Source organism: Frigoribacterium sp. PhB160, from assembly GCF_003751785.1.
Lineage (GTDB): Bacteria > Actinomycetota > Actinomycetes > Actinomycetales > Microbacteriaceae > Frigoribacterium.
Genome location: NZ_RKIE01000001.1, coordinates 1,851,105 through 1,862,062 on the forward strand (window position 1 = coordinate 1,851,105; position 10,958 = coordinate 1,862,062).

A 10,958-nucleotide genomic window follows, 5' to 3' on the forward strand; every position below is an offset into this window, starting at 1 on the left:
GCGGCCCGGCCCGGGGCCGCGACCGGGCCCGGGCCCGGAGTCGGGCCCGCGGTCGGGGCTGCGGCCGTCACTTCGTGCCCGAGTACCCGATGTTGTTGATGACGCGCCGACCGAGGATCGCGAACAGCACGAGGATCGGCAGGGCGGCGATGAGCGTCGCGGCCATGAGGCCGGCCCAGTCGGGCCCGCCCTGCGGCGTCTGCGACCGGAAGACGCCGAGCGCCACGGTGAGCACCCGCACCTCCTCGGTGCGGCCGACGAGCTGGGGCCAGAAGTACTCGTTCCACGACGTGATGTAGGTGAGGATCGCCAGCGTCGTGATGGGCGCGGCCCCGAGCGGCAGGATCACCTGGAAGAACCGCCGCACCGGCCCCGCGCCGTCGATGATCGCGGCCTCCTCGACCTCGCGGCTGATGCTGAGGAAGAACTGCCGGAGGAAGAACACCGCGAACGGCGTCATGAGCAGCGTCGGCAGGATGATGCCGGCGTAGGTGTTGAGCAGGCCCAGCTCGCGGATGGTCACGAAGTTCGGGATCGTCGTGAAGATCGGCGGCACCATCAGCGCGCTGATGAAGGCGGCGAACACGAGGTTGCGGCCCGGCCAGCGCAGCCGCGCGAAGGCGTAGGCGGCCATCGAGCAGAACAGCACCTGCCCGACCGTCGTCACCGTCGCGACGATGAGCGAGTTGCGGAGGTACGACCAGAAGTTGATCGACGCCCCCGACCCTCCCTCGGCGAGCGCCTCCTGCGTCGTCGCGAGCCCGAGCACCCGCTGGTACGCGCCGAGGGTGAAGTCGACGGGCAGCAGCGACCCGGGGTCGCTGCCCAGCGAGACGGTGGTCGAGAGCGAGGTGCGCAGCATCCAGTAGAAGGGGAACAGCGTCACCAGCATCACGAGGCCGAGGGCGGCCCAGCCGAGGGCCTTCCGTCCTCGGGCGGCGCGGCTGCCGCGAGCGGGTCGGCGACCGCGGGACGGGCGCGGCACGCGGCCGGCGCGGGTGCTGGTGGCGGGCTCGACGGCGGCGAGCTGGTCGGGCGGCGGGGTCATGGTCGTCATGGTCGGGTCATCCCAGGTCGGACTTGTCGGCGCGGGTCAGGCGCAGCTGGACGAAGGTGAAGACGGCCAGCAGCAGGAACAGCGCGAGCGCCATCGCCGACCCGTAGCCGAAGTCGAAGCGGTTGAACGCCATGTCGAAGATGTAGTAGTTGATGACGCGGGTCGAGTTGACCGGGCCGCCCTGCGTGGTGACGGCGATGGTGTCGAACAGCTGGAACGACCCGGTGACCGTGACGACCAGCACCATGGCGAGCACGGGGCGCAGCAGCGGCAGCGTGATGCTGCGGAACATGCGGAACTCCGAGCCCCCGTCGATGACGCCGGCCTCGTAGACCTCCTTGGGGATGGTCTGCAGCCCCGCGAAGATCAGCAGCGCCGTGTAGCCCATGTGCCGCCACACGTTGATGAGCGCGACCGTGGGGATCGCCCAGGCGCTCTCGCCGAAGAAGGCGATCCGGTCGAGCCCGGTCCAGTCGATGATCTCGTTCACCACGCCGAGCTGGTAGTCGAACATGTAGAACCACACGAGGGCCGCGACGACGTTGGCGATGAGGTACGGCAAGATCACGACGCCGCGCACGACCATCGACTGCGTGAGCCGGTGCATCAGCACGGCGATGCCGAGCGCGAGCACGGTCTGCAGCCCGATGTTGATGGCGACGTAGTAGCTCGTCGTGCCGATGGCGTTCCAGAACAGCGGGTCCTGCACGAGGCGGGCGTAGTTGTCGAGGCCGATGAACTCCGGCGGCGTGAGCAGGTCGAAGTCGGTGAAGCTGTAGCCGAGGCCGCTGATCGCGGGCCAGACGAAGAACGCCAGGAACCCGACGAGCGCCGGCAGCACGAACATCCAGCCGGCGATCGCCTCCTGCCGCTTCATGCCGAACCGGGCGGGGCGACGAGGAGGCGCGGGGTGCGGAGCGCGCCCCGCTCCTGTCCCCGAGGCGCCCGCCCTCGGCTTCGCGGTGGTGGGTGCGGTCATCGTGCGGCTCCTTCCGGGTCGACGGCGCGGGCGCGCACGAGCACGAGGTGCTCGGGGGCGAGCCCCGGCGCCTGCAGGCCGACGGTCGCGAGCGACCGGCCGGTGAGCTCGGTGCCCGTGGTCCACCAGGCGGGGCCCGCGTGGTGGTTGTAGGCCTTGATGCGGTGGCCGGGCTCGACCACCTCGACGCGGTAGCGGCGGTCGGGGTCGAGGCCCGGCAGGCGGACGGCTCCCGGCGGGTTCTGCACGGTCGTGGCGACCGCGACGAAGGAGTACAGCGCCTCGTCGGCGGTCTCCGAGACGACGCCGCGCACCCAGTACGCCGGGTCGGGGTGGTCGCCGCGGACGACGGTGCCGCGGTGCAGCCACGAGCGCTCCGCCTTGTAGAGCTCGATCCACCGGGTCAGCTCGGCGAGCTCGTCGGCGTCGACGCTGGTGAGGTCGAGCTCGAGGCCGAAGTGCCCGAAGAGGGCGGTGCCGGCGCGGAACGCCATCTCGTGGCGGCGGTCGGTCGAGTGGGCGGGCGACGAGCCGACGTGCGAGCCCAGCATCTCGGGCGGCACGACGACGCCGGTCCAGCGCTCGATGCGCTGACGCTCGAGGGCGTCGATGCAGTCGCTGGCCCAGACGCGGTCGCTGCGGCCGAGCACCTCGAGGTCGGCGCGGGCGCCGCCCGACGAGCAGGCCTCGATCTCGAGGGCCGGGAACCGCGAGCGCAGCTCGTCGACGAGCCGGTAGAAGGCGAGCGTCTGGTCGTGCACGCCGGCGCGGCCCGACGACGAGTGCCCGGCGTCGACGAGGTCGCGGTTGTGGTCCCACTTGACGAAGTCGATCGCGTGGCGGCCGATCAGCGCGCTCATGCTCTCGAGCACGTGCTCGTAGGCGCCGGGCGCCGTGAGGTCGAGCACCTGCTGGAAGCGCTGGGTCGGCGGCAGCCGGTGACCGGGCGACATGACCCAGTCGGGGTGCGCGCGGGCGGCGTCGGAGTCGGGGTTGATCATCTCCGGCTCGAACCAGAGGCCGAACTGCATGCCGTGGCCGCGCACCCGCTCGACGAGCGGGTCCAGGCCGTCGGGCCAGACCGACTCGTCGACCGTCCAGTCGCCGAGTCCGGCCGTCTTGTCGCGGCGCCCGCGGAACCAGCCGTCGTCGAGCACGAAGCGCTCGACGCCGACCTCGGCCGCACGGTCGGCCAGCGCGAGCAGGGTCTCGAGCCGCTGGTCGAAGTAGACGGCCTCCCATGTGTTGAGCACGACCGGGCGGGGCGAGGTCGGGTACCCCTCGCGTCCGCGCACGAACCCGTGCAGGCGGGCGCCGAGGTCGTCGAGCCCGTCGCCCCACGACGCGTACAGCCACGGCGTCGAGTACGACTCGTCGCGGCCGAGGCGCACCTCGCCGGGCAGCAGCAGCTCTCCCCCGCCCACGACGGCGCGGCCGGTCGGCAGGCGCTCGGCGTAGCTGCGGTGGTTGCCGCTCCAGGCGACCTGCACCCCCCAGACCTCGCCCGAGCGGAAGCCGAAGCCCGTGCGGCCCACGGCGTAGAGCAGCGACGCGTCGTGGCCCGTGCGGCCGTGCCGCCCCTCGGCCGCGTGGGTGCCGACGGTGAACGGGTGCCGCTGCGGGCTCATCTCGCGCATGTGGCGCCCGGTGAAGTCGAGGATCTCCTCCGCCTCGGCCGGCACGGGCAGCGCCAGCACGAGGTCGTCGACCGTGTAGGCGCCCTCGCCCGTGCTGGTGAGGGTGGCCCGGCTGCGCAGCACGCCGCTCTCGGCGAGCTCGACCTCGATCGCGAGCCGCAGCTCGGCGATCTCGTCGGCGAGCTCGACGACGACGCGGCGGTCGCCGACGCGGGGGTCGGAGGAGGCGGGGGTCGAGACCCGAGCACCGGTGAACGCGGCCGAGAAGTGGCGTCCGTCGCGGTGCCCGCTGAGGCCCGGGGTGCCGTTCCAGCCCGTGGTCTGGTCGGGCAGCAGCCCGAGCGGCACGACGACGTCGATGCTGTTGGAGACGATCTGCGGGACGGACGTGCGGGCGAGCTCCGCGAGCTCCGCGTCGGTCACGGCGCCCAGGTCGCGGCCCCAGTGCACGAGGCGGGGCACGGCGTCGCCGGCGGCGTCGAGGACGACGCTGACACCTCCCGAGCGGAGGTGGAACAGGCGGCTGTCTTGTGTCACGGTGGCTTCCTTGCCTCGGACCCGAGCGGGTGATCGACGATGATCGGCGTGCATCATTATTGCTACGGAAAACACTCGACGTCAAGCAGAGGCGTTGATCCGTACTCGAACGGTACTGGCGCCCGGTGGACCGACCGCTATGGTTACCGGCAAGGAAAAGAACACCTGTCATGGCGACGTGACGGGTCGGCGCAGAGGAGCACCAGCATGCGGACACGCGAGACGACCCCCTCGACCATCGCCGTCGAGTCGGCCAGGAACGTCGCCCGCGAGGTCGTGAAGAACGGCCCCCTCTCGCGCAGCGAGACCGCCCGGCGCCTCGACCTCTCGCCCGCGAGCCTCACCCGGCTGACGAAGCCCCTCGTCGAGACGGGCCTGCTCATCGAGGGCGAGGACCGCGCCGACCCGCAGCACGGCCGCATCACCCGCCCCATCGACGTCTCGGCCGACCTCCGCTTCGTCGGGGTCAAGGTGACGCTCGACGCGGTCCACGGCGTCGTCACGACCGCCCGGGCCGTCATCACCGAGCGGCTCGAGGCCCCGCTCGACGCCACCGACCCCGCGACGGTCACGGCCGCCGTCGCCGACGTCGTCGCGCTGCTCGTCGCCCGCGAGCCCCGGGTGGCCGCGGTCGGCGTCGCCCTCGGCGGCCACTCGAGCGACGGCCGCGTCGTCGACGTCTCGCGCTCGCTGGCCTGGCACGGCGTGCCGCTCGGCGACGACCTCGCCCGCCTCACGGGCCTGCCGACCGTCGTCGAGAACGACGTGCTCGCGCTCACCCAGGCCCAGCACTGGTTCGGCACCGCCCGCGGCCTCCGCGACTTCGCGCTCGTGACCGTCGGCGTCGGCGTCGGCTGCTCCCTCGTCATCGCCGACCAGGTCGTCCGACGCGAGGACCCCGACACCCCGACCGTCGGCCACTACGTCATCGACCGCAGCGGGCCGGTCTGCCCCGACGGCCACCGCGGCTGCGCGATCGCCTACCTCTCGTCGCCCTCGATGTGCTCCGCCGTGTCGCTCGGACTCGGCCGCCCGGTGGGCTACGACGAGCTCCTGCGGCTCGCGGCCGACGGCGACGCCGTGGCGGGCCGCGTGGTCCGCGAGTCCGCCGAGGCCCTCGGCCGGCTCATCTCGGCCGTCACGACCCTGACCGGCATCCAGAACGTGCAGCTCTCCGGCGAGGGCATCGGCCTCGCGTCCGTCGCGCCCGACTCGGTCGCGGCCGGCATCGCCGTCGACCGGCCCGACTGGGCGAAGCCGCTGACGACGACGATCCAGCCGATGGGCTTCGACGAGTGGGCCCGAGGAGGCGCGGTGGTCGCCCTGCAGTCCTGGCTCGACCGCTACCCGGTCGCCTTCACGGCGGCCGCGCGGAACGCCGAGAGCGCCGACCAGAGCGCGTCGTCCGTGCCCACGTTGCCCGGGAACACCGCGTAGGGCGTCGGGGAGGCGGGCGGGGTCGACGACTCGGGCCGCGCCTCCGGACGGTCCGGGTGCGGCGACGACGGGTCGGCGGCGGCGCGCCAGACGGAGACGGCCCCGGGCAGGAGGGTGCCGAGCACGACGGCGCGGCGGAGGCCCAGCGCCTCGGTGGCGAGGTCGCTCGACGTGATGCCGCCCTTGCCGACGACGAACGAGGGGCGGGCCTCCGCGACGACGCGACGGGTGAGGTCGACGAGCGCGCGAGAGACCTCGCGCGCGATCCGGAGGCTGTCGTCGCCGTCGCGGCCGTCGACGCGGACCCGCGAGGTGGTGACCATGACGTCCCGGGCGCGCAGGGCGGTGACGGCGGCCGCCACGACGCGGTCGACCTCCCGGTCGCGGGTCGCAGGGTCGAGCAGGGCCGGCACGTCGACGACGAGGGTCTCGACCTCGTCGCCGGCCTCGCGTTGCAGGTGCTCCACCTGTCGGGTGGTCAGGGGCACGTGAGAGCCGACGACGACGAGGCCGTGGGGCGTGCCGGGGCCGGAGGCGGCCACGTGGCGGGCCAGGGCGGTGCTGTCGAGGGCGGGGCGCGCCTCCTGTCCGAGGAGCGGGCGGAGCAGGCCCGGGCCGATCCGCCAGAGGAGGCTGTGGCCGGCCTGCTCGGCGAGGCGGCCGGCGACCACGACGCGTGCGAGGTCGTCGTCGGTCTCGGCGTCGACGACGACGTGGCGGGCGTCGTGCACCGCGAGGAGGGCGTCGGCGAGGGCACGGGCCGGGCCACGCACCAGGTCGAGGCCGAGGGCGACCACGTCGGCGGCGTGGATGCGGCCGGCCGAGCGTTCCTCGAGCCAGGCGGCGAGGTGTGACGACCGGTAGCCGAAGGTGGGGTCGGCCGCGAAGCTCGAGCTCGCCGCGGGGACGACCTCGCCGCCCTCGCGCACGAGATGGACGCCGCCGACCGTGGTGCGGCCGGCCGACGGGAACGCCGGGACCATGACGACGGCGTCGACGGGGGCGGTCGCGGCCAGCTCGTCGACGACCACCTCGACCTCGTCGACGTGGTGGCCGCGCAGGGTCGAGTCGCCGCGGCTGACGACGACCAGGTCGGCGGCGCGGTCGCCCGCGGCGGTCAGGACGGCCCGCAGCACCTCGCGGGTGCGGGACCGGGCCTCCGCGCGGTCGAGGCTGCGGGTGTTCGTGAGGACGGCGAAGCCGGGGCCGCCCTGGTCGAGCGCCCAGCGGACGTCGCCGGGGGCCCAGCGCGTGATGATCGGCAGGTCGGCGACGGTCTGGGTGCCGGTGGGGTCGTCGTCGAGGACGACGACGGTGCGGTGCGGGGCCGGGGTGCGGGCCGGGTCGGCGTCCGGGGTTCGGGTCGGCTCAGCCACGGGCGGCGACGGCGAGGCTGCGGGCGAGCTCGTACGCGTTGCGGGTCGAGGCGAGGGCGGCCGTGCCCGTCCCGACGCGGTCGAAGGCCGTGCCGTGCGCCGGGGTGCAGACCGGCAGCGGCAGCCCGCCCTCGATCGTCACGCCGCCCTCGAAGCCGATCATCTTCATGGCGATCTGACCCTGGTCGTGGTACATGGTGACGACGCCGTCGAACTGCCCGTCGCGCGCCCGGAGGAAGAGCGTGTCGGCCGGGAACGGCCCCGTCGCGTCGATGCCCTCCTCGCGGGCGAGGGCGACGCCCGGGGCGATCTCGTCGATCTCCTCGCGCCCGAACGAGCCGTTCTCGCCCGCGTGGGGGTTGAGCGCGCAGACCGCGAGCCGCGGCGCGGCGACGCCCGTCCCCACGAGCGCGTCGTGCAGGAGACGCGTGGCCGACAGCACGGAGCTCGCCGTCACGAGGTCGGGTGCGTCCCGGTGCGCGACGTGCGAGGTGACGCGCGAGGTCCAGAGGCCGGCCATGGCGTTGAGCTCGGTGACGGGTCCGACGGCCTCGAGGCGGTTCTCGAACCAGCGCATCTCGTCCTTCTCGGTCATGCCGGCGAGGTGCAGCGACGACTTGTTGAGCGGGGCGAAGACGAGGGCGTCGACCTCGCCGCGCTCGTGGGCGGCGAGGGCGAGCTCGAGGTGGTCGAGGGCCCAGCGGCCGCCGGCCTCGGAGGCCTCCGCGACGGGGACGCCGGAGAGGTCGAGCCCGGTGTCGACGATCGTGATGCCCGCGGCGCTCTCGATCGCGGCGCGGTCGACGGCGTCGCCCGCCTGCGCGAAGGCGCGGTCGAGCTCGGCCGGCGTGGTGAAGACGGTGACGGCGTGGGCCGGGCGGTCAGCGGCGGGGCTGCCGGCGTCGGCGTCGGGCACCGTCGGCGCGGTCGCGATCTCGTGGAGCAGGCGGACGAGCAGTTCCGGCCCGATGCCGGCCGGGTCGCCGGTGGTGAGGGCGACGCGCGGGGGCGCGGTGCGGTCGGCGGCGGGGGCGAGCAGGTCGGGGGCGGCGGACGTCATCGTCTCTTCTTCCGGTCGAGGGGTCGTCCCCGCAGCCTATGCTTTCCGCCACGGAAAACATAGCTCGGTCACACTGCTCCTGCTGAGGGCGGCGCGCAGCCGCGCGTCAGAGGGCTGCAGGGGCGAAGGAGGCGCCCGTCTCGTGCTCGAGGAAGGTCCACATCCACGCGAGGGCCGTCGCCGGCGTCAGCCCGGGCGCCTTCTGGGCGAGCTGGGTCGCGATCCCGTCGCTGTACGCCGCGAGCTTGAGCGCGAGGGCCGCCGGGTCGGCGACGACGAACGCGCCGGAGACCGAGCCGCGCCGGAGCGTCCGGGTGAGGCACGCCTCCCACACGCGGATCCGCTCGACGTACTCGGCCGCGACGTCGGGCCCGCGGGCGACGACGGTCCAGTAGTCCGACCAGAGCCGCCAGTGCTCGGCGGTCGCGTCGGTGCCCGCGAACAGCGGTTCGACGAGCAGCCGCACGGCCGCGACGGCGTCGGGCTCGGCGTCGACCGCCTCGATGATCGACGCGTAGAACCGCGCGGTCTCCAGCACCACGACCTCGTTGAGGATCTCCGCGACGCTGCCGAAGTGGTACGTCACGGTGCCCGCCGAGACCCCGGCCGCGGCGGCGATGTCGCGCAGGCCGGTCGCGCCGAACCCCTCCCGCACGATGACCTCGCGGGCCGCCTCGACGATCAGGGCCCGACGCACCGCGGGCTTCTGCCGCGACCCCGCGACGGCCGCACCCGCGCCCGCACCAGCAGCACCCGCAGCACCAACACCAGCACCAGCACCCACCCCGCGCCCGCTCACGCCGACGTCCGCGGCACGAGGTCCTCGAACCGCCGCTCGGCGACGAGCACCGTCCCGGCCCCCGCACCGCCGTCGCGCGCCCAGGCCCGCAGCTCGTTGACGACGACGAACGACTCCGCGGTCGCCGACACCCGCGACGTCGTCTCGAGCCACGCCTTCCACCCCGGCTTCTCGAGCCCGATGGCCCAGCGCGACTCCGCCGACGCCGACAGCGGGTCGCCGTCGGTGATGCAGTAGGTCTCGCGGCTGTCCTCGGTGAAGACGAGCCCGTCGGGGTACTCGCGACCGCCGCCGTAGCCGGGGTCGACGTCGAGCACCCACTCCCCCGTGCCGACGTCGTGCGAGACGCTCCGCTGCGGCAGGTCCGACGAGGCCGGCAGCGCCCGCACCGCGAGCGGCGTGGCCCGCGTCGGCTCCTCGAAGCGCACGCCGTCGTCGTCGCGCCGCGTCCAGACGGGCAGCCGCACCGCGCTCCGCACGGGGTCCACCGTCAGCGTCGCCTCCTCCGCGTGCGGCCAGACCCACGGCCAGTAGGCCGACGACAGGGCGATCCGGAGGCGGTGGCCGACCGGGAAGGAATGCCCGGTCGAGACCAGGGCGACCGACACCTGCTGCTCGACCCGCGCCTCCATCGGGTCGTTCCGGTCACGGCCTCGTCGCTTGTTCAGGTTGAGGACGCCCCGCGTGACGAGGGTCGACCTGCCGTCGGGCGCGACGTCGCAGAGGCGGACGATCACCGTGCCCCGGGGCAGGTCGCTCGTGAGGGCGAGGTCGACGACGACGGTGCCGAGCACGTCGAGCGCGCCGCCGTGGTCGGCCTCGGTGACGGGCAGGTCGAGGCAGACCGAGCGGCCGTCCTCGGCGCGCTGGTCGGGCGGCAGGTCGGTCGCGTTGCCGAACGGGAAGAAGCGCCCGGCGTCGAGCCCGGTGCTCTGCGGCGAGCGCACGACGAGCGGGCCGTCCTCGCCGCCGGTGAGCAGCTCGAGCGGCTCGACGCGCTCGGCCGTCGCGGCCGACGGCCACGCCTCCGCCGCGACCCACCGCCCGGTCCGCTCGGCGTAGTACGTCGCCGGCGGCTCGGAGTCGTTGATCCACGCCCGCAGCGCCGGCTCGTCGTCGACGCCGTTCGCGTCGTCGAGCAGCCAGCGGTCCCACCAGCGCAGCGTCTCCTGCAAGAAGCCGATGCCCGGCCCGGGAGCCAGCCCGCGGTCCGGGTACTGGTGCGACCACGGCCCGACGATGCCCTTCACCGGGGCGTCGAGGTTCGCGACGAGCCGCAGCACGGCGTCGCGGTACGGGTCGGCCCAGCCCCCGACGGCGAGCACCGCGGCGCTGATCGACGAGTAGTCCTCGCAGACGCTGCCGTGCCGCCAGTAGTCGTCGCGCTCCTGGTGCGAGAGCCAGGTCGGCGTCATCGGCCGGTTGTGCTCCAGCCGCTCGCGCCACCGCGCGACCCAGTCGGGCCCGACGACCTCGGGCCGCGGCGGACGCGAGTTGAACGCGAACATCGTCCCGCCCCACGCGGCCATGTCGATGCCGAGCACCGCGCCTCCGACGTAGTGCACGTCGTTGTCGTACCGGTCGTCGGTCGAGCACACCGTGACGATCGCCTTCAGCGCCTCGGGTGCCCGCCCCGCCAGCTGCAGCGCGTTGAACCCGCCCCAGGAGATGCCGAAGGCGCCGACGGCCCCCGTCGACCACGGCTGGGCGGCGAGCCACTCGATGAGCGCGACGCCGTCGTCGAGCTCCTGCACCGAGTACTCGTCGTCGAACAGCCCGTCGCTCGACCCCGTCCCGCGGATGTCGACCCGCACCGACGCGTACCCCCGCGCGGCGTACCAGGGGTGCCGCTCGCTGTCGCGCGGAGCGGTCCAGTCGTCGAGCCGGTACGGCAGGTACTCGAGCAGCACGGGCACCGGGTGGTCGACGCGCGGCGCCCAGACCCGGGCGTGCAGGCGCGTGCCGTCCGGCAGCGGCACCCACTCGTCGCGCACCGTGACCTCGTGCACCGGGCGATCGGCCCGCGGGAGGCGCGGGTCGGCCCCCGCCGCCCGCTCGCCTCCCCGAGGCGCCCCG

At 74.2% G+C, this 10,958-nt stretch carries 8 protein-coding genes; 1 reads left to right on the forward strand and 7 read right to left on the reverse strand.

Annotation, left to right across the window (positions count from 1 at the left end):
- Positions 1–67: 67 nt before the first annotated feature.
- Genes EDF38_RS08745 through EDF38_RS08755 form a run of 3 tightly spaced genes read right to left on the reverse strand, consistent with a single transcriptional unit; the run spans position 68 to position 4,264 of the window.
- The gene (locus tag EDF38_RS08745; RefSeq protein WP_233572312.1) at positions 68–1,057 is read right to left on the reverse strand and encodes a carbohydrate ABC transporter permease; all 990 of its coding nucleotides are present in this window, start codon (positions 1,055–1,057) and stop codon (positions 68–70) included.
- Between the two features lie 7 nt (positions 1,058–1,064).
- On the reverse strand, positions 1,065–2,036 hold the full coding sequence (locus EDF38_RS08750; protein ID WP_123354870.1) for a carbohydrate ABC transporter permease: 972 nt from the start codon (positions 2,034–2,036) through the stop codon (positions 1,065–1,067).
- Positions 2,033–4,264 (reverse strand): alpha-galactosidase, encoded by a 2,232-nt coding sequence (locus EDF38_RS08755; RefSeq protein WP_123355133.1) that lies wholly within the window; start codon positions 4,262–4,264, stop codon positions 2,033–2,035. The genes EDF38_RS08750 and EDF38_RS08755 overlap by 4 nt, the downstream gene beginning before the upstream one ends.
- A 153-nt stretch (positions 4,265–4,417) precedes the next feature.
- Here EDF38_RS08755 and EDF38_RS08760 point away from each other — a divergent pair, with 153 nt between their 5' ends.
- Entirely contained in the window at positions 4,418–5,647 is a 1,230-nt protein-coding gene (locus tag EDF38_RS08760) for an ROK family transcriptional regulator (protein WP_158613337.1), read from the forward strand.
- Here the strand turns inward: EDF38_RS08760 and EDF38_RS08765 are convergent.
- The 4 genes from EDF38_RS08765 to EDF38_RS08785 all read right to left on the reverse strand — a co-directional run bounded on the left by EDF38_RS08765 (position 5,554) and on the right by EDF38_RS08785 (position 10,891).
- Positions 5,554–7,023, reverse strand: coding sequence for a four-carbon acid sugar kinase family protein (locus EDF38_RS08765; RefSeq protein ID WP_123354871.1), 1,470 nt, complete (start codon positions 7,021–7,023; stop codon positions 5,554–5,556). The genes EDF38_RS08760 and EDF38_RS08765 overlap by 94 nt on opposite strands.
- Positions 7,016–8,083: a 4-hydroxythreonine-4-phosphate dehydrogenase PdxA gene (locus EDF38_RS08770; protein WP_123354872.1), complete on the reverse strand. Its 1,068-nt coding sequence runs from the start codon at positions 8,081–8,083 to the stop codon at positions 7,016–7,018. The genes EDF38_RS08765 and EDF38_RS08770 overlap by 8 nt, the downstream gene beginning before the upstream one ends.
- Before the next feature lie 106 nt (positions 8,084–8,189).
- Positions 8,190–8,882 (reverse strand): TetR/AcrR family transcriptional regulator, encoded by a 693-nt coding sequence (locus EDF38_RS08775; protein ID WP_304984634.1) that lies wholly within the window; start codon positions 8,880–8,882, stop codon positions 8,190–8,192.
- Positions 8,879–10,891: a CocE/NonD family hydrolase gene (locus EDF38_RS08785; protein WP_158613338.1), complete on the reverse strand. Its 2,013-nt coding sequence runs from the start codon at positions 10,889–10,891 to the stop codon at positions 8,879–8,881. The genes EDF38_RS08775 and EDF38_RS08785 overlap by 4 nt, the downstream gene beginning before the upstream one ends.
- Positions 10,892–10,958: the final 67 nt, after the last annotated feature.

Coding starts and splice junctions, on each gene's coding strand:
- EDF38_RS08745 (WP_233572312.1), bottom strand. CDS start 1,057: ATGACGACCATGACCCCGCCGCCCGACCAGCTCGCCGCCGTCGAGCCC.
- EDF38_RS08750 (WP_123354870.1), bottom strand. CDS start 2,036: ATGACCGCACCCACCACCGCGAAGCCGAGGGCGGGCGCCTCGGGGACA.
- EDF38_RS08755 (WP_123355133.1), bottom strand. CDS start 4,264: ATGCACGCCGATCATCGTCGATCACCCGCTCGGGTCCGAGGCAAGGAA.
- EDF38_RS08760 (WP_158613337.1), top strand. CDS start 4,418: ATGCGGACACGCGAGACGACCCCCTCGACCATCGCCGTCGAGTCGGCC.
- EDF38_RS08770 (WP_123354872.1), bottom strand. CDS start 8,083: ATGACGTCCGCCGCCCCCGACCTGCTCGCCCCCGCCGCCGACCGCACC.